At 36.4% G+C, this 19,587-nt stretch carries 19 protein-coding genes; 7 read left to right on the plus strand and 12 right to left on the minus strand.

Annotated features, from left to right (window positions below; translation table 11 throughout):
- Positions 1-5: 5 nt before the first annotated feature.
- From BLS35_RS05765 to BLS35_RS05775, 3 genes are read right to left on the minus strand one after another with little or no spacing between them, the layout of a single operon-like run.
- Positions 6-686, minus strand: coding sequence for a TolC family protein (locus tag BLS35_RS05765; RefSeq protein WP_090778710.1), 681 nt, complete (start codon positions 684-686; stop codon positions 6-8).
- A 50-nt stretch (positions 687-736) separates the two neighbouring features.
- Positions 737-1,822: a sugar transferase gene (locus BLS35_RS05770; protein ID WP_090778712.1), complete on the minus strand. Its 1,086-nt coding sequence runs from the start codon at positions 1,820-1,822 to the stop codon at positions 737-739.
- Positions 1,819-2,202, minus strand: a complete 384-nt coding sequence (locus tag BLS35_RS05775) for a response regulator (protein ID WP_090778714.1) — start codon at positions 2,200-2,202, stop codon at positions 1,819-1,821. The genes BLS35_RS05770 and BLS35_RS05775 overlap by 4 nt, the downstream gene beginning before the upstream one ends.
- Before the next feature lie 297 nt (positions 2,203-2,499).
- On the opposite strand from BLS35_RS05775, the gene BLS35_RS27670 reads away from it, so the two are divergent.
- Both BLS35_RS27670 and BLS35_RS05785 read left to right on the plus strand, forming a co-directional pair.
- On the plus strand, positions 2,500-2,637 hold the full coding sequence (locus tag BLS35_RS27670; protein ID WP_165973232.1) for a hypothetical protein: 138 nt from the start codon (positions 2,500-2,502) through the stop codon (positions 2,635-2,637).
- Between the two features lie 694 nt (positions 2,638-3,331).
- Positions 3,332-6,871 (plus strand): response regulator, encoded by a 3,540-nt coding sequence (locus BLS35_RS05785; RefSeq protein WP_090778716.1) that lies wholly within the window; start codon positions 3,332-3,334, stop codon positions 6,869-6,871.
- A 37-nt stretch (positions 6,872-6,908) separates the two neighbouring features.
- Here BLS35_RS05785 and BLS35_RS05790 read toward each other — a convergent pair whose 3' ends face one another.
- Positions 6,909-7,385: a YMGG-like glycine zipper-containing protein gene (locus tag BLS35_RS05790; RefSeq protein WP_090778718.1), complete on the minus strand. Its 477-nt coding sequence runs from the start codon at positions 7,383-7,385 to the stop codon at positions 6,909-6,911.
- 187 nt (positions 7,386-7,572) lie between these two features.
- Here BLS35_RS05790 and BLS35_RS05795 point away from each other — a divergent pair, with 187 nt between their 5' ends.
- The 4 genes from BLS35_RS05795 to BLS35_RS05810 all read left to right on the plus strand — a co-directional run bounded on the left by BLS35_RS05795 (position 7,573) and on the right by BLS35_RS05810 (position 11,631).
- On the plus strand, positions 7,573-7,779 hold the full coding sequence (locus tag BLS35_RS05795) for a cold-shock protein (RefSeq protein WP_090778720.1): 207 nt from the start codon (positions 7,573-7,575) through the stop codon (positions 7,777-7,779).
- Positions 7,780-7,849: 70 nt separating this feature from the next.
- Positions 7,850-8,692: an SDR family oxidoreductase gene (locus tag BLS35_RS05800; protein WP_090778722.1), complete on the plus strand. Its 843-nt coding sequence runs from the start codon at positions 7,850-7,852 to the stop codon at positions 8,690-8,692.
- Between the two features lie 2 nt (positions 8,693-8,694).
- Entirely contained in the window at positions 8,695-10,080 is a 1,386-nt protein-coding gene (locus BLS35_RS05805; RefSeq protein WP_090778990.1) for an MBL fold metallo-hydrolase, read from the plus strand.
- 222 nt (positions 10,081-10,302) lie between these two features.
- Positions 10,303-11,631, plus strand: coding sequence for an OmpA family protein (locus tag BLS35_RS05810; RefSeq protein ID WP_090778724.1), 1,329 nt, complete (start codon positions 10,303-10,305; stop codon positions 11,629-11,631).
- A 74-nt stretch (positions 11,632-11,705) separates the two neighbouring features.
- Here BLS35_RS05810 and BLS35_RS05815 read toward each other — a convergent pair whose 3' ends face one another.
- The 8 genes from BLS35_RS05815 to BLS35_RS05850 are packed head-to-tail and all read right to left on the minus strand — an operon-like array spanning position 11,706 to position 18,169.
- The gene (locus BLS35_RS05815) at positions 11,706-12,707 is read right to left on the minus strand and encodes a TerC/Alx family metal homeostasis membrane protein (protein WP_090778726.1); all 1,002 of its coding nucleotides are present in this window, start codon (positions 12,705-12,707) and stop codon (positions 11,706-11,708) included.
- Between the two features lie 45 nt (positions 12,708-12,752).
- Positions 12,753-13,715 (minus strand): hypothetical protein, encoded by a 963-nt coding sequence (locus BLS35_RS05820; RefSeq protein WP_090778728.1) that lies wholly within the window; start codon positions 13,713-13,715, stop codon positions 12,753-12,755.
- A 9-nt stretch (positions 13,716-13,724) separates the two neighbouring features.
- The gene (locus BLS35_RS05825) at positions 13,725-14,822 is read right to left on the minus strand and encodes a toxic anion resistance protein (protein ID WP_090778729.1); all 1,098 of its coding nucleotides are present in this window, start codon (positions 14,820-14,822) and stop codon (positions 13,725-13,727) included.
- Positions 14,823-14,847: 25 nt separating this feature from the next.
- The gene (locus BLS35_RS05830; protein WP_090778731.1) at positions 14,848-15,462 is read right to left on the minus strand and encodes a TerD family protein; all 615 of its coding nucleotides are present in this window, start codon (positions 15,460-15,462) and stop codon (positions 14,848-14,850) included.
- Positions 15,463-15,468: 6 nt separating this feature from the next.
- Positions 15,469-16,023, minus strand: a complete 555-nt coding sequence (locus BLS35_RS05835; RefSeq protein WP_090778733.1) for a TerD family protein — start codon at positions 16,021-16,023, stop codon at positions 15,469-15,471.
- A gap of 1 nt (position 16,024) precedes the next feature.
- On the minus strand, positions 16,025-16,861 hold the full coding sequence (locus tag BLS35_RS05840; protein ID WP_090778734.1) for a phosphoribosyltransferase family protein: 837 nt from the start codon (positions 16,859-16,861) through the stop codon (positions 16,025-16,027).
- Positions 16,858-17,553, minus strand: coding sequence for an HAD family hydrolase (locus BLS35_RS05845; protein ID WP_090778735.1), 696 nt, complete (start codon positions 17,551-17,553; stop codon positions 16,858-16,860). Before BLS35_RS05845 ends, BLS35_RS05840 begins: the two co-directional genes overlap by 4 nt.
- 46 nt (positions 17,554-17,599) lie before the next feature.
- Entirely contained in the window at positions 17,600-18,169 is a 570-nt protein-coding gene (locus BLS35_RS05850) for a helix-turn-helix domain-containing protein (RefSeq protein WP_090778737.1), read from the minus strand.
- A 210-nt stretch (positions 18,170-18,379) separates the two neighbouring features.
- Between BLS35_RS05850 and BLS35_RS05855 the strand changes: the two genes are divergently transcribed.
- Positions 18,380-19,573, plus strand: a complete 1,194-nt coding sequence (locus BLS35_RS05855; protein WP_090778740.1) for a multidrug effflux MFS transporter — start codon at positions 18,380-18,382, stop codon at positions 19,571-19,573.
- Positions 19,574-19,587: the final 14 nt, after the last annotated feature.

Raw genomic sequence — 19,587 nt, forward strand, 5'->3', positions numbered from 1 at the left:
AAAAATTATTTAACTTCCGAAAGCTTCTGACCGATTATTTCTTCTAATAAATCTTTGGCTTTCAAATAGGCAATTTCCACTTGTATTTTTGCCGTACTTACAGCAGACTGATTAATTCTAGATTGGCTATATACATCCAAAGTAACTTCTCCCTTCTCAAATTTACGACGTAGGCCATCATTTACTTCTTTGTTGTCTTGAGCGCTTTGAGTATAGATTTTTAGCTGATTAATTTGTTGAATATAATCATAATATCTCCTTTTCACTTCCATTTCAAGCTGAGTATTGTATTCTTGCTCTTCTAATTGAGAAATCTTATACTCCGCTTTCGCTTTTTTAACCAAAAAAGGTTTTTGGAGAAAATTACCTAAATTTAAATTTACACTAAACTGAAATCCATTTACATTATATGGATTTAAAGGGTCAAGTGCAGTTTTCTGATCAGGTCTATAAAAATATGAGGCACTAAACAAATCCAGATATGACACCTGTGCCATTGGAATCCCAGTCTTTATAACTTCTTTTCTAGTTTCAAAAATCTTCCTTCTTGGATAATTTTCCTTTGCTAACGCAATGTACTTATCCAGATCAGCATATTTAATTTCCGGAATAATCGACTCCTGAGCTACAGCATCAACACTTAAAAACATCAGGGAAACCAGGATGATATTTAATAACTTTTTCATGAATTTATTTTTTTTGGTAGGTTAATTTATATTTTAAAATTATTTTTTTTTTAAACTTTTTCTTTCTGTATTAAAGCCGGTATAGTCTTTAGTATGATCTTCAAATCCAGCAAAATCGAATAATTAGCTGCATAATAGTTATCCAATTCTTTTCTTTCGGTTTCAGACATATCCTTCTTTCCTCTTTTACTAATTTGCCACAACCCTGTCAAGCCTGCTGGCCCTAAAAACCTGGTCGACCATTCGTTAGTAGTCAATTGTTCTGCCTCATACAATGGCAGCGGTCTGTTGCCGACCAGCGACATATCACCGATAAACACATTGACCAGCTGTGGCAGCTCATCAATACTTGTCCGTCTTAAAAATGCGCCAAGCTTTGTAATCCTGGGATCATCCTTAAATTTTACGAAGGCCGCTTTTCCGTTTTTCTTATTCGATTCACTGGCATACTGGTTTAATCCGGCGATAGAAGCAATCATCTGATCCGCATCACTTCTCATCGACCTGAACTTCAGGAAATCAAAAATCTTATATCCGGCCCCCACCCTTTTACTTTTATAAATTACATCGCCTTTCGATTCCAGTCTAATCAAAATAGCAACAACAATAAACAAAGGAGTTAGGCAAAACAAAGCACAGCCTGAAGCAATCACATCAAAAACCCTTTTCGTCATGGGAATTTGATACTCAACATCCATCTGTTTAGAAAGCTCCAGAAGCTTAGGCTTAATCAACTTAAATTTTATTAAAAAATTAAGTCTTTCATAAAAATCTTCTATAGGAAAAGGATAGGTATAATAATCATTCACCTTTAATTTCAAGGCCTTGTTCCTCCACTCTCTATCCTCTTTAACCCCCAATAAAACGATAACCAATCCATGAAGGAGAGGATTGCTCTTAATATAGCTTACCTGGTTAAAACACTCCTTATTATCGTCTACCTCTATTAAAATAATATCAGGTAAAGTCAATAATGACCTACTATCCAGGTAGCTTCTAAACAGATCTGGGTCCTCTAAGTGTTCGATATTGAAATTCGAATCAAAGTCCTCGAAAACTGCATTTTTAAGCAATTTACCGAAATACACAATTTTCGCATTTATCTCAGGCCGATTAATAGTAGTCGTTATCATCATGCGAGAAGTTCTGTTATGTGAGATCTTAAGATTGCTGGGTTAAACGGTTTTTCCATAAAACGGTCTATTTTAAAAGACATCTCTTTTACTTTATCTTCCAAATCATCAGCGCCAGACAATAATATAACCGGAGTATTTCTATAAAAACCACTAATCTTAAGATTTCTAATCAATGTACTTCCATCAAAATAGGGCATCATCAAATCAGATATAATCAAATCGGGGTCATTCCCTTCCTCCAACCAAGCAATAGCTTCTATACCGCTTGTTTTAATAATCAATGTATATTCAGAAGATAAAATAAAATTCAACAACTTAAGTATGCTTGGTTCATCATCAACCACTAATATTATCTTTTTACTACCGTCCTTACTCTCCATGGGTATTAAGCGATTTAATTTGTCTGCCTAGTAAAATTAATTCAAACTTAAACAAATAATTCCAACATCTATTCATGTTAATCTAGCTATTTATTCTAAAAAAGGCTAAACTTATCATCTCTTTAAAATCAACAACAAACTCATCATCAAACCATTGATGCTTATCTATAATTTTAAACATTTCATTAAATATTTAATGATTCAATTTAGCTATTATTTCGAAAAATTAATAAATATTGCAAAGATAAATTTCTACACAATAAACCATGCAACACAACCTGTATTGCTAGTCAAAAAATGAATCAAAAATCACTTTGCATTTATCCGGAAAGACCCTTCCCTTACCTCGCCTTGCAGGCAAGAATTAAGTTCATTGGATACAACCCGACCAAAGGAATCAATGACCATCAATCGTATACCCTGGTTTTCCAGTGATTTAACCTGAGTTTTCAAGTTAAAATCTGTTACATAAAAAAATGCGATGTCTTCGCTTCCATTTTTTATGTTAACATTATAATCCTTGTTTTGAACAGAGTAGCTTATCTGGCAATCATTACATTCAACTCGTAAAATACCCTTATTATTAAGGACAACATTTGACAAGTCGTTCGTTAATGATTCCTTTTTGCAACTGCTAAAGGATAAAATGAGAAGAATCAATAGGGTTGAGATTTTCATTTTCATTACTTTTTCACCAAAACAATTGAAAAAATCAGGCCACTAAACTAAATTCATCAATTCTCAAGCAAAATTAAGCAAATAAGCAGGTTCCTTCTATCCAAAATTAATAAAAGGCAACAATTCCAATTCAATTAATAATGAAATCGCGCATCTTCAATCCAAAAAATATTCCCTAAAATTACCCGATCTGGGGATTTTGCTCATCAACACACACAAAAATCCCCACATTCTCCCGTTATTAACACATTTTACTAACTATCAATAAAGAAAATACGATCAACAACATAAGTAAAATTAAATTTAAATAACTGAAAATCAATCAATTATACATAAAAAACCAACAAACAGAGGACAGCGAAAGCTTTTTTATAGCTTTTACGTATATACTTTATGTATAAATAACTATTTTTACTCGGTTGTTAAAGATGTTCTATCGGTAACCTTTCATATGAAATACACTCCTCTTCCCGAAAATGAAAAAGAACGATTAAAAGTGCTACAAAACTCCCAAATATTTGATGCTTCCTACGAGGCCCACTTTGAACGCATCACAGAATTAACATCCTCTGTATGTGACACTCACATTGCTTTTATCACCTTAATAGATAAAAATAAACAGTGGTATAGATCAAACAAAATTTTCACGGCCGAAGAAATTGCTATCGAAAATGATTTTTTTAAGCAAACAGTAAAAGGTTCAGGCCTGCTAGAAGTCTTAAATACAGCAACTGACATAAAATTCAGAACAAGCCCAAGCCACCAATATATTAAGATTGCCTACTACGCGGGCATCCCTTTAATCGATTCCAACGGAGAAAACATAGGCACCCTAGCCGTATTCGATACTAAGCCAAGAAACGAACTCACAACCAAGCAAAGAAGATTAATAGAGCTATTATCACACGAGATCATCTCATTAGTAAACGAAGTTAAAAGCAAAAAGGAGCTAAACCACTTCCTAAAGCTTTATAAACTATCTCAGGATCTAATTTGTGAAGCAGATACTTCGGGAACTTTAAAGCGAATAAACCCTGCATTTAGTACAACTTTAGGATGGTCTGAGCAGGATTTATTGAACCTCCCCTTCTATAACTTTATTCATCCTTACGACCTACAGTCTACCAGCGATGAATTCAAAAGACTAAGTTCCGGCAAAAACACTATAAATTTCACAAATCGTTTTAAAACAAAAAAAGGCGAATACAAAACCTTACAATGGAGCGCTACTTCAGAAACAGATTCTCATAAAGTGCTCGCTATTGCAAGAGATGTTACCAAAGAAAAAAATCTTCAACAAAAAATCTTAGTAAGCGAAAGTAAATTAAAGTCATTTGTTGAGCATACGCAAGGTTTCATGTTCACCCACGACTTATCAGGCAACTTATTATTTATCAATAATAACGGAGCGCGCCACTTGGGGTTTTCTAAAGCAGAAATGCAAAGTATGACCTTGTATGACTTGACCCCAAAAGAACACCATACTTCAGTTACCGATTACCTGCAGGAAATCAAAATCAAAGGAAATGCTGAGGGTTTAATGACCACCAAGCACAAAAACGGTAATCATGTCATTTGGATTTTCAACTGCGTCCTCGAAAATACGATATCCAATAAGCCTTATATTATATGTAACTCTATCGACATCACCGAAAGACACAATTTAGTAAAGGAATTAAAAGATAAAAGTAAAAAGCTCGAAGAATCCAACAGCATCGCAAAATTGGGCAACTGGGAATTAGATTTAAGTCAGCAAAAGCTGGTCTGGTCAGATGTCACAAGGAATATATTTGAAGTCGACCCTAGTTTTGAACCCAACCCAGATAATGAATTGTTATTTTACAAAGCCGGACAAAGCAGAGACAGCCGTTTTAATGCCCTCAATGCCGCAGTACTCCAGGGAAGCAAATGGGATCTCGAGTTAGAACTATCAACAGCCAAAGGCAACGACATTTGGATAAGATCAATCGGTATTCCTGAATTTTACGAAGATAGATGCCATAAAATAAGAGGCACGATACAGGACATTACAAAAATCAAGCAGATGGAAGCCAGCTTGATTTCTGCCAAGGAAGATGCCGAACTAGCCAATAAGGCCAAATCTGAATTTTTGGCAAATATGAGTCACGAAATCCGTACTCCCCTAAATGGAATTATAGGTTTCACCGATCTATTGATTAAAACTCAACTGAACGAAACCCAACAGCAATACCTATCTATAGTTACCCAGTCGGGCAATGCCCTACTAAACACCATTAACGACATTTTAGATTTCTCTAAAATTGAAGCCGGAAAATTAGAAATGAACCGGTCAAAATTCAATCTTTACGAAATGGCAGAAGAATCTGCTGATGTCATAAAATACCAGGTACAAAGTAAAGGACTGGAAATGTTATTAAACATATCGTCAGACCTACCCAAATACATCTGGGCTGATGAACTCCGACTCAAACAAATCCTGATCAACTTATTAGGTAATGCAGTAAAGTTCACCGAAAAAGGTGAAATTGAACTAAAAGTCGAAGCACTCACCGACCCTACACAAAGAGAAATCAATTATCGTTTTGCCGTGCGAGATACAGGTATCGGCATCAATCCAGATAAAAAACTCAAAATATTTGATGCTTTTTCACAAGAAGATGCATCAACAACAAAAAGATATGGCGGTACCGGATTAGGCTTAACCATTTCAAACAAGTTACTAGGGCTCATGAATAGCAAGCTGCAGGTAGAAAGCACTCCCGGGAAAGGAAGTACATTTTACTTTGAAATAACGCTACAGTCTGAACCTGGTGAGTCTATTGAAATCCAGAACCTGGACACAATTAAAAAAGTCCTTATTGTCGACGACAACAAGAACAACAGACTAATCATCAATAAAATGCTTTCACTGAAGCAAATTAATTCAGTAGAAGCAAACAGTGGTACAGAAGCGATAGAATTAATCACAAACGGAGAACGGTTCGATGTCATCTTAATGGACTACCATATGCCTGATATAGATGGGCTGGAAACCATAAAAAGAATAAGAGAAATCCTAAAAGACACGGTTAAAGACCAACCGATTATCTTATTACACAGCTCTTCGGATGAAAAGATCATTAAAGCTTGTGAAGCTTTAAATGTCAATCATCGCCTGTTAAAGCCGATCAAGCTTAAAGATATGTACACTTCACTTTTCCAGGTTATTTCTAAAAAAACGGAGAAACGCAGTGCATCAATCCAGGAGTCGGAACGAATGGACGACCCTATTCAGGTTTTAATTGCGGAAGACAACGCTGTGAATATGCTTTTGGCAAAAACCATAGTCAGAAGAATTGCACCAAATGCAACCATATTCGAAGCCAAAAACGGCCTCGAAGCATTCGAGCATTATAAAAACACAAAAATTGATATTATTTTAATGGATATTCAAATGCCGGAAATGAACGGTTACGAAGCCACTAAAAAGATAAGATCAGTTAAACACAAAGCACATACCCCTATAGTTGCACTTACTGCAGGGAATGTGAAAGGAGAAAAAGAAAAATGCTTTGCAGCCGGCATGGACGATTTTATATCAAAACCAGTCGTTGCACACACCATTGCACTTTCCCTAAAAAAATGGTTAAAAAATCCAAAAGAAGATCCTCATAGTGATTTCTCTTTATCGCCATCCGAAAACACCGATTATCACTTTAATATTGAATTGTTAAAAGAATACGTTGGCGATGATGCAGGTGTATTAACAAAAGTTCTTTCCTTATTAAGAACCGAGCTGATGAACTTCTCTAAGGAGTTTAAAGAACACACCACCCATAAAGATTTAAATAAAATCAAGGAATTAGGTCATAAAATGTACGATACAGCTATCGTCTCTGGCCTGACCGCACTGGCGGTTATCGCTAAAAAAATAGGATCAATCAGTACCTACAATGAAACCGAAATTAATAACCTCTTGTCATCAACCCGACAAGAGATAAAAACAGCAATAGGCTTAATAGTCAAATAAACTAAAGATCCCATATTAAAGGGACCTTTAGCCTTAATTAATTCTTTGGTTGTACGCGTCCCGACTTCCGATCCTGGCCACGTCCAATTAAATAACCCGTCCCCGCTCCTACTACGCCACCAATTATTGCACCTCTACCATCTTTCTTATCAATAAGAACACCACCTAAAGCACCTGCTCCTGCACCAATAACAGCACCTTTAGCAGCCTGACTCCAACCTTTCTTTTTAGCAGGCACAGCCGTTCCACCACTGTTCGATGTACTTACATTTCTTGCAGATACCGCTCTATCTTGCTTTACAGCTAAAGCAGCCGCTTTCTCTTCTTTAGCTTGTTCCAATTTTTGTTGCTCCTCTTCTTTAACTTTAGCCTCAGCCTTATTAAAGCTGTCCAACCTTAAGCTATCTTTAATTGCCACTAATGCCTTTTGTTTAATAAGGGCCTCTTCCTTAGCGTTATTTGTACAAGCTGACAACATTATCCCTGTTATCATAACTAAAAGTATCTTCTTCATAACTAAATTATCTAATGAACTAACGTAGTATTATACGAAATATGATGCCAAAGCCTATTTTCCTTTCAAAAACCTATCAACATATCTCTTTTTTCGCTCGTTTAAAGGCTCTAAACAGTTAAAACCTATTATTTTGATATTAAAATTCAATTGATTATTTTCACATCGAAATATATATCAAAATAATATGCGTACAACAGGAACAGTTAAATGGTTTAATTCTGCCAAAGGGTTTGGATTTATAACTCCAGAGAATGGAGGTAAAGATATCTTCGTACACTTTTCTGCAATCGCAGGAGATTCATTCAGAGAATTGAATGAAGGAGACAGTGTTGAATTTGAATTAAATGATGGCAAAAAAGGTCCTGAAGCATCTAACGTAACAGTACTATAAGAGCTAACTTAATTTTTTAAAAAGGGGGAATGTCCAAAACATTCTCCCTTTTTGATTAAAAGCAAATTAAATGAACAATTCGACAGCAACATTAGCTGCAAAAAAAATAAGCATATTAGGTTGCGGTTGGTATGGTTTAGAATTAGCAAAAGCACTAGTTGCCCAAGGCTGTCAGGTTAAAGGTTCAAGTACAACAAAAGAAAAACTTGAAGTATTGGCCAACCATCAAATTCAGCCCTTCTTAATCAACTTTCAAAAAGGAGAAGAACATTACGACCCTATTTTTTTTCAAAGTGATATATTATTTATTTGCATACCACCCAAAAGAAGTTCCGGAGAACAAGCAGATTACAAATACAAAATAGAACGTATTGTAAATGCAGCAAAGCTCAATAACACGCCCCAACTGATTTTCATCAGCTCAACAGCTGTGTATGGTGATACAAATACAACGGTAACAGAATTAGACCTACCAAAACCCGAAACCGAATCAGGAAAAGCCATGCTTGAAGTAGAGCACCTGCTAAAAACGCAAACAGCCTTCAGCACTACCATCCTTCGATTTGCAGGCTTAGTGGGCCCCAAAAGAGATCCAGCAAGATTTTTTGCAGGAAAAACAGAAGTACCAAATGGTAAAGCACCTATTAATCTCATCCATTTAGATGATTGTATTGGTATCAGCTTAAGTATACTTAAAAATAACGCATTCGGACAGACATTTAATGCCGCTGCTCCTGATCACCCCAGCAAACAAGAGTTTTATACTACAGCAGCCCTAAAAGCCAGGTTAGCCCTCCCCACTTTTAAAAATGAATTACTAACTTGGAAAATAGTATCTAGCACTCAATTGCCTTTACTAAACTACCATTACCGTGTATCCAACTGGATAACATGGTTAAACAAAGACATCTAACTATGAAACTGACAATCTTAGGTGCAGCCCAACAGGTAACTGGAAGTATGCATCTGTTACAATTAAACAACTATAACGTACTCATTGATTGTGGACTTGATTATGAGAAAGAGACCTTTCAAAGGGAAAATCTGTACTTTCCATTCGATCCGGCGAGCATAGATGTTGTCATATTAACCCATGCCCACATTGATCATTCAGGCAACCTCCCTACCCTGGTCAGAATGGGCTTCAATGGACAAATCCTATGCACTCCGCCAACGGCAGATTTGACCAATGTACTTTTATTAGATTCTGTAAACATCTTTCTAAGCAAGCAAAACCGTCAGTCGCGATCCAGAAAGCACAGATCAGGCCCAGAACCATTGTACCTACATAAACATGTCCAAGAAACTGTCGAACGCTTCATTACCATCGATTTCAATAAAGAATTCCGTATAAATGACCAGCTATCCTTAACCTTCATCCCAATCGGACACTTGCTAGGGGCGGCGGCAATAGTTTTAACCGTAATTGAAAACGGCATTACCAAAAAAATTGCGTTTACCGGAGATATAGGTAGAAAGAATTACCCCCTCCTTGTAGATCCACAACCCATCCCACAAGTAGATTATCTGGTTTCCGAATCTACTTATGGCGGTAGATTTCATAATAACGACACCACACTCGAACAAAAATTAATAGAAACCATCACGGAGTCCTGCATTAAATTTCCAGGAAGACTGATTATTCCCGCATTTAGTATAGGTCGGACACAAGCACTGGCTTACGCCCTAAATAAAATATTCAGCAAAAAGCTATTGCCCCCGGTAAAAATATTCATAGATAGCCCCCTGGCCAGCTCAGCTACAGAGATCTATCAACAACATCTCCCTTATCTTAATAAAGAAGCGCAAGACTTCTATAACACTCAGGATGGGCAATCAGAGTTTAAAGAACTTTCCTATGTACACGATAAGCGAGAAAGCACGTCAATAAGCAACTATCACGAACCTTGCATCATTATATCTTCTGCCGGAATGCTCGAAGGTGGTAGAATACAAGACCATCTATACTATAACATTCAAAATTACTATTGCACCATATTATTTATTGGTTACTGCGCCAAAGGCACACTCGGAAACAGACTACTAAGAGGCGACCCTATCGTACGATTGCGCAATCGCGATCTTATGGTATATGCTACGATAAAGCAAACAGATCTACTAAGTGGCCACGGAGATCAAAGTGATCTTTTAAATACAGTCAAACAGCAAGATCCAAAAACTTTAAAAAAGGTATTTCTAGTTCATGGTGATATAAAATGTCTTCATGACTTGTCAGCCGCACTGGAACAAGAGCACTATCAAGTCGAGATACCTAAAAAGGGTGATACCTATGAGCTGTAGATTCTCGACCAAAAGCTAAAATTGTAGCAAATACTATACATATTTCCCGTCGCGTAAACTATAAAAACATTTCTTCTTCAAAATAACACATTCCAAATAAAGCACTGATTATTAGATCATTCAAAATTAATAATTAAGAAAAATAGCTTTGGCAAGGTTATTACAAGTAGGTAATCGTTCGGTAATATTAAAGCCGCACAATTAACATATAAATAGAAGGATATGAATTCTAAAATTACAAAAACAGCCTTAGCGCTGTCCCTTATAGGGCTATCAACGCAACTATTTGCACAGGACCAACCGGCAAGTAGATTTTCAGAAAAGAGTTTTCGCACGTGGTCAGTTGGCGCACATGCAGGCGTACTAAGTTCAAATACAATCTTTAATGGCAACACTCGTGATTATCAAGCTGCTAAAGAAGCACTTGGATATGGTGGTTACATCAAAAAACAAATCTTACCTGCTTTAGGTATACAAGCTGATTTCTTAGCTGGTAAAGTAGAAGGCTTAAGAGCGTTCAGTGGTTTGGATGGAAATAACAACCCTACTTACACTAACAATACAAGCTTTGAAACAAAACTAGAATGGTCTGCAGCTTTAACAGCAGTTTACAATCTGGCTAACATTAACATCAACAAAGAAAACGCAATACTTATTCCTTACGTAAAAGCTGGAGCAGGTTATTTATCAGCAAGCGCGGATGTTACAACCGGAAGTACGGTTAATGGCCAACCATACAAAGACGGGTATTTCATTCCTGTAGGAGCTGGTTTTAAATTGGGTATCGCTAAAGGCATCAATTTAGACTTTGGTTACGATGTTAACTTCGTTAAAAGAGGAGATTTTGATGGTCTTAATACCGGTAAATTCGATAAGTTCTCTTATGGACACGCTGGTTTAGAATTTGCATTGGGGAGCAAAGAAAAACCTCAATTACAAAACTACAGTTCATTGGCTAACTTACGTACCCAAACTGCTGAAGAAAGTGCTGAGTTGAGAAGAGCATTGTCGACTGCTGAACAAAATGCAGAAAGAGACAGAGCGCAATATGCTAAAGACATGGGCGATGAAGACAACGATGGTGTTGCAAATAAATTCGATAAATGTCCAGGTACAAAATCTGGTACAGTCGTAGATGGTTCAGGTTGCCCAATCAAAGTTCAACGTGAAATCATTAAAGAAACCAAAGTTGTAGTTACAGAAGCAGATCGTAAAGTTGTTGATGAAGCCATCAAAAACTTAGAGTTCGACTTAGGTAAAGCTACTATCCGCCCTACTTCTTATGCAACTTTAAACAAAGTAGCAGAATTATTGGTTGCCAAAAACTTTAGCTTAAAACTAGCTGGTCATACAGATAACACAGGTTCAATGGCATTAAACTTACGTTTATCTAAAGATAGAGCAGAAGCAATCAAAGCTTACTTAGTATCACAAGGAGCAAATGCTTCACGTATTGAAGCAACAGGTTACGGTCCAAACCAACCAATAGCTTCAAACAAAACAGCCGAAGGTCGTCAGAAAAACCGTCGTGTTGAGTTTTCATTGTTTTAATCAATAGATTCATCCAATAAAAAAGGGCGGCTGTATCATACGATACGGCCGCCCTTTTTTATATTAAAGATTACTTAATCAAGCTTTTTAGCTACAGCCTCTTCTTTTGGTGCAAAGATAAGCGATGCAATAACCGAAAGAATCAATACCCCGCCTACAATCGATAGCGACAATGGAGATGAGATATGGTAAAACGGAGCAATAACCATTTTAACACCAATAAACGCCAGAATAATTGCCAAACCGTATTTCAATAAGCTAAACATATGGATAAAGTTAGCCAGAAGGAAATAAAGTGCTCTTAAACCCAATATGGCAAATATATTAGAGGTATATAAAATCAAAGGATCATCCGGAGCAATGGCAAAAATCGCAGGAATAGAATCTACCGCAAACAATAAATCCGTAAACTCAATTACCGCAACAACAACCAATAAAGGTGTAGCCATTTTAATTCCGTTTTCAACAGTAAAAAATTTGCCACCATCAAACTCCTTACTCACTTTAAAAAACTTATAAATCACTCTGGCACCAGGGCTTTTACTAAAATCCTTTTCCTCATCATCGTCATCACTCGCAACCCAGGATTTAATACCAGCATAAATAAGAAACAAACCAAAAAGAAGCAATACAATATTGATCTTTACCAGGAAGCCAAATATGCTCATTTCAGGCAAATAAGTAAGATTAATCAATCCTACACCTGCAAAAATAAAGATGGCTCTGAATAACAATGCACCGATAATGCCCCAAAACAACACCTTATGATGTAATTCCTTAGGTACATTAAAAAAGCCAAAAACCAATATAAAAACAAACAGGTTATCAACCGATAAGGCCTTTTCTATCCAATATGCCGACTGGAACTGGGTAAATTTCTCAAAACCAGAAGTCAGATAAATTACACCACTAAACAGCATGGATAAGGAAATCCAAACTACCGACCATATCGCAGCCTCCTTACTGGTCACGGCATGCACCTTCTTATTAAAAACGCCCAAATCTAAAAGCAGCATTACTACTACTACAACTGCAAACCCGATAATAACACCGGGGTGATTAATCATATTATCCATCTTTTATTTATATTTCTTTATTGTGTGATACTGGTAATAAAAATGCTAAAAAAGATCAGTTTTCAGCATCGATTTTAAAATATTGGCCTGAACATCAAAATTATTCAGGTGATCCAGGAAATTAATGTCCGAGATCTTCACATAGTTCTCTTCAAGCAAGGTGATGATTTCCTTTGGAATATAAGTCTTCAGTGCCACCGCTTCGCTTTCCAGCTTATCGTTCTTGTAAGACAATTCCTGAATCAACCTCCCCTTTTCAGATAAGTGGTTGGTCCAGTCAATCCCGTCCAGTTTTGTCAGATCACAAAACAAAAACAAGTTCCTGCTCGGAAAAAAAATAAAGTAGCGATCAACATCAACAAACTTATACACTTCAATAATCAATTGACCCGCCTTCAATCCAGCAAAAAACTCAGTTCTGAAATCATGTTTACACAATAAGCCCATTAATTTTTTATGGATCACAGCATGCGTATCCGCATACACATCCTTAGGATCGTAATCAATCAATAACCCCAATTGCTCAGCAGAAATATCATAGTAAAAATCTCTCGAGTATCTAGAGCTAAAAGTATTGATATGCTTGGCAAACGGAAATTCTTCGGTAAAGTCAGAAAGCGACTGAAACAACTTTCTTAAAGACAAATTGATTTTGAGCGCCTGTTTTTGCTTATCCAGGTTAAAATTCTTTTCTGTAAAAACAGAATCACCCATATTCGCAATCAGCTCCTTATTCAGCTGAATTTCATCATAAATAAGCGTAACATTCTTTTCGTTACTCTTTTTGATCTTCCTTAAAAGTTCAATTAAACTACTTGTAAACTGAACATGAAACAATTCAAGCTTATCAATATCGAGCTCATCATTATTTTCAAATAGCTGATGAATTACCTGACTCCGTAAATAAATTTTATATACAGCTTCCTCCTCGAAAAATACAGAGAGCAGCTGTAAACGGCTGATCTCTGTACGTGATTCTCTTAAAATATTTACATGGCGTTCATCCATTTGTTAAACCTAATTAACGCGGGTCACATTCTTCTTCAGTTCAGTTTCTAAAGTTTTCAATTCCCCATCCAATACCCTTCTGCTTTGAGCGCCTTCCTCATGAATTTTCTTAACCTCATTTAAGGTTTCGATTAATGACTGAGTAGTTCTTTTTAATGTATCCAATGAAACTACTGTTTTTTCGTTCTCTTTAGCCACATCAATACTATTCTGTTTCAGCATCTCTGCATTTTTCTGCAAAATCGTATTCGTAGTATCCGAAATCTTTTTCTGCATCTCAACATTGGCCTTTTGCCTTTGTAAAGCCACAGCAATAGTCAACTGGTTTTTCCAAACAGGAATAGTCGTAGAAACGATAGACTGGGCTTTTTCTGCGATAGAAGTATTGTTGTTCTGTACCACTCTGATTTGAGCAAGAGATTGCAACATAATAAACCTTACTATTTTCATATCTGCCAGCCTTTTATCAAGTCTACTGATAAAATCCCTAAGATCAGCAATTTCGTAATCCTGATAATCCGCAGGTCGGCCTTCCATTTCAGCTAGTTTAGTACTCAACTCATTGTACTTAAACTGACCAGAAATAATCAACTCCTCCATCTGATGAATATAGCCTACATTGCTATCAAACATGGTTTGCAAAGAACTGTTGTCTTTAATAGAGTTCAAACGCCCTGCTTTAACCTTATTCGTAATCTTATCAATGTTATTTACTACTACATCATATTTCTGAAATAGTTTTTTAACATCAACCACCAAATTCTTTAAAAATGGAATTTTAGAGATAAAAGATTTAAAACCGCTTTGCTCTAACTCAGAAACATCAATATAATTCAGTTCCGTAAGCAATTCATTAATTAAACCACCAACTTCACCACTATTGTAAGTACGCACAGACGATAAAAAATCGTTACTGTACTTCTCCATAGAGTTTTGTGCCTCTACCCCATAATTCAAAATAGAATTAACGTCAGATGGCTCCAAAGACTTGCTCATCTCCCTATACTTTTGCTCATCCTCAGCAGAAAGAACAGTCAGATCAACATTACCTTCCTTATCAATCTTTGTCGGAGTAAGCGACTGAGTAGTATTTTGGTTTGTTTCCATAGTTTTATATAATCAAGGTTAACCCTTATAAATAACTTTGAGTTACGGTTTTAACTGTTTCTTCCAGTTTCTTATCTTTAGTAGGCTCGCCTATTGCATTGAATTTCCATTCACCGTTTTTCTTGTAAAATACACCCATCACCATAGAAACGTGACCAGCGAAGTTAGAACCATTTGCAATATCATAGGTTGCAAATACCTCATTCACACGCTTAGGTGTACCTTCATAAATACGAATCGATGCAAAAGGAATAGTTCCGAAATCATGACCTCTAAAGCTGTTTAATACAAACGCCACATAGTTTACGTTAGCATTTAGCCTAGAAAAATCAAGTGTGATCACTTCATTATCCAAACCATCATCACCGCCCATATCACCAGTCAAATCGTCACCACTATGTTTTACAGAACCGTCTTTCGAAAGCAGGCTACCAAAATAAACTACATCTACAAGATCTTTATTTTCAGTAAACAAAGCACAACTGGCATCCAAATCAACTGCCTCTTTGGTTTTCCCAAAGCCAAACACTCCTTTTTTCTCTATCGCGCCCCAATTGATACCTACACAAACACTCTGAAGTTTGCTACCATTGCTCTTTTCAAGACTAATACGTTGTCCTTTTTGAAGATTAATTGCCATAATTTCTTATTGATATTTATTTAAATAATCCTGTAAACCACCTTTCATTCCCATTCCAACTGCTTCAAATTTCCATTTGTCATCACGTTTGTAAATCCTTCCGAATTCAACAGCCGTTTCGATAGAAAAATCTTCTTCCAACTCATACTTAAGCAGCACCTCATTGGTAACAGCATCAAAAATCCGTACAAATGAATTTCTTACCTGTCCAAAATTCTGTCTTCTGTTTTCCGCATCATGAATAGTAACTACAATACAGATTTCAGCTACACTTCCACCTGCTTTGGTCAAATCAACTTTAATTTGCTCATCGTCGCCATCACCATCACCTGTTAAATTATCACCAGTATGCTCAACAGAGCCATCTGGCGACTTTAAATTATTGTAAAATACCAAATGTTCATCCGAAACCAATTTCTTGTTTGCATCCAACATAAAAACAGAAGCATCTAAGTCAAAAGCAGTTCCAGTTGTAGAACTATTCGTATCCCATCCTAAACCAATAGTGAATTTAGGAGCATCAATATTTTCTCTTTGTCCTTTTTGAAGATTAATGGCCATATTAAATCAATTTATATTTTTTATTATTTAAGTAGTTCTTTATAAAGTTTAAATTTTTAGAATAGCTTTCTATCGTATGGTAGCTATTCCCTAATGCGAGGTTATAAAGATTTCTAATGAAATCATTACTCTGCCGTTCCAGGAAAATAGAGAAGCTACTAAAATCGCAATTTAAGATATATTTAACAATCCTGGTGTTAAAACAAAAATTACCACTTTTAATAATTCCTTCCAGATCAAAGATCGACTTTACGCTATGGTAATTTAAGTGGTTTTCTATATTGGGATGAATATCGTGATTTACCAGCTCAGCAAAATACAACATATGTATTTCGTTTTTCAACGAATAATCTTTAACCATTCTCAGGATCATCCTTTCATGACTCCCTGTTATTTTAATATCATCCAAAAAAACTAAAATCTTACCAGCTAGAAAGTCCTTATCAATATGAAAGGAATCGTTACCGATCAATTTCATTCTATCTTCTGCGCTTAGTTCCCCATAATCTTCCTTATAAGTAATGGTACGATGTACTTTTGCTTCCTGAGCTACCGGCATCCCGTTTTCTGCCAGCCAGTGATTCAATTGGTAGACAAAATAATTTTTCATCGCAAAAGTTGCGGTAGGGATGAAGCAATACGGACTCGAAATCACTACAATTTGATCCGTAATGGGATTATCAACCAAAGTATCCTTAATAAATCCATCAGCTAGCGCTTCCCCAAAGGCCCTGGCTACAAGGTCATCACCGAACTTAAACTTACTGTAATTATCGGGATGAAAACCAAAATTGCTGCTGTTGTCAATTTTGTGCAAAGAATAGGTATATGGGATCATGAGAGTAAATTTGAAATGGATAAATGATTTGAATTGATCAGCAAGCTATGAATACCTATAGCTTCGGCACCACGTATATCTGCATGAGGGTTATCCCCTACATGTATAATCTCGCTTAAACTAATATTAGCATGCTTTTCCCTGTCAATACTATCCAACATCAACTGGAAAAAGTTTAAATTGGGTTTAGACATTCGTACTTCGTCCGAATACAGCTGGAAATCAATAAAACTATCCAATTCCAAATGTTTCAATACCTTTCTTAAAGTTCTACCCTTTATAAATCCTGTATTACTTAAGATACTAATCGTACTTTGATAAGTTTCCTTCAGTTTATATAAAACGTCGATAGAATCAGAACCGTATAATAAAGGCATATTTTTAAACACTAAAGCCTCCATATCATCATACAGTTTATCCAGATCGATATCCTGAAATGCAGTAGAATAATCATTAATGATGCTAATCACCATAAGACACATCTCTTCCGAATCAATGTTCTTACCAGCTTTTTCATTAATGGCATTCACCATCAGGTCTACTTGCCTAATGATATGGGCAACTTCTTCTATCGTCTTATTTTTAGTATTAAAATTATCATAAAAATACCTTGTCCTTTCCAACTTAAAAGCCGGATTAGATTTAATCAAGGTCAACCAAAGGTCAAAGGAATAATGTTTATAAAAAGGCATCTTCAGCGTATATTTTACAGGGTTCGACTCATATTAAACCCTAATGTTACAAATTTATCTTATCCAGGGGCTTTCTATTGTTCAATTCTGTTGATTTATATTTACTCGGAGTAAGCCCGGTAACCGATTTAAATTGAGTAGATAAATGGGCGCTACTGCTGTACCCCATTTTATAAGCAATCTCATTTAAATTTAGTTCTCCATACTCCATTAACTCTTTCACTTTCTCAATTTTCTGTTGAATGATATATTTTTCAATAGTTAATCCCTCAACCTCCGAAAACTGTCTGCTCAAATAAGCATAATCTTTATTCAATCTATCGGCAATTACCTGAGTTAAACTATGGTCCATGGTGTTCAGATCAGAATAATGAACCAACTCAATAACCTGATTTTTAATCTGCTCCACCAACTGATCCTTTTCTTTATCAATCAACTCAAAGCCCAAAACCTCCATTGCAGAAGCGATGTCCTGTAACTTATTCGCATCCGGAGCTGGCTCAACATCAATTTTGCCTAATGTGATTTCATTCACCTTTAAACCAAAATTCTCTAACTGCTGTTTCACTATCATGATACAACGGTCGCAAACCATATTCTTAACATATAACAACATAGACGGTCAATTAATATTTTATAGCCCAAACGGCACTTTCAACAAAGATAAAGCAATAATTAATCTAATTAGACCTTTCACGTTATCGTTACACTAATCTAACCAAAGCAAAACAAACTCCCTAACTCCACATTTATTATATTTGCAAACCTTCACAAAATCATGCATCCCTATAGTAGCATCAAATTGTGTTAACCCTATTAAAAAGCAATGACTCAAAAACGATACTATAGCCTGATTTTGATACTAGGCTCACTTACCGCCCTTGGGCCTTTTTCTATTGACATGTACCTTCCCGGATTTCCTGCAATTGCAGCAGATCTACAAACCAATACCTCAAGAGTAGCTTTATCACTATCCAGTTTTTTTATCGGCATATCAGCCGGACAATTGCTTTACGGTCCTTTGTTGGATAGATTCGGCAGAAAAAAGCCCCTCTACATTGGCTTATTGGTGTATATCCTTGCTTCTGCAGGATGTGCTGTCGCTACCTCTATTGATACTTTAATCGGCTTAAGATTCATTCAGGCATTAGGTAGTTGTGCTGCCACAGTAGCCTCAGTTGCTATGGTACGTGATTTATTTCCAGTTAAGGATAACGCCAAAGTCTTTGCACTGCTAATGCTTGTATTGGGCGTTTCGCCGATGGTGGCCCCAACGTTAGGTGGGTATGTGACCGTTGCATTTGGTTGGCACACCATATTCTTAATCCTACTCGGTTTAGGTACTTTTAACTTAATAGCCAGTTGGCTGTGGTTACCAGAAAGCTATAAGCCCGATACCAATCTTTCTTTAAAACCCAAACCCATCATCAATAATTTTTGGATTGTATTTAAAACACCACAGTTTTATACCTATGCGCTAACAGGTGCTTTGGCCTTTTCCGGACTATTTGCCTATATCTCCGGGTCTCCATTGTTGTTTATGGAGATATTTCAGGTTAGCGAAGAAACCTACGGATGGATATTTGCACTCCTTGCTTTAGGTTTTATTGGATCAAGTCAGGTCAATACATTAATGCTTAGACGCTATACCAGCGAACAGTTGATCTCTGCAGCATTAATTATACAGGTCATCACCGCAGTAGTTTTTCTTATAGGAAGCATCTACGGTTGGTTCGGACTAACCGAAACAACGGCATTACTCTTTGTATTTTTATGCTGCCTGGGCTTTGTAAGTCCGAACACCTCTGCACTCTCCTTATTGCCATTTACAAAAAATGCAGGCAGTGCATCAGCCCTAATGGGCGCCATCCAAATGGGTGTAGGCGCTTTAGCTTCAGTTGGCGTTAGCCTTTTTGCTGTCAAATCAGCTGTGCCTACCGTAAGCGTCATGGTGCTAAGTTCGGTACTCGCCCTTACAGTTTTGTATTTAGGAAAGCAGAAGATCAGCCAGCACTCCTAAGCTCAAAAAAATAT

This window comes from Pedobacter sp. ok626 (assembly GCF_900100435.1).
Lineage (GTDB): Bacteria > Bacteroidota > Bacteroidia > Sphingobacteriales > Sphingobacteriaceae > Pedobacter.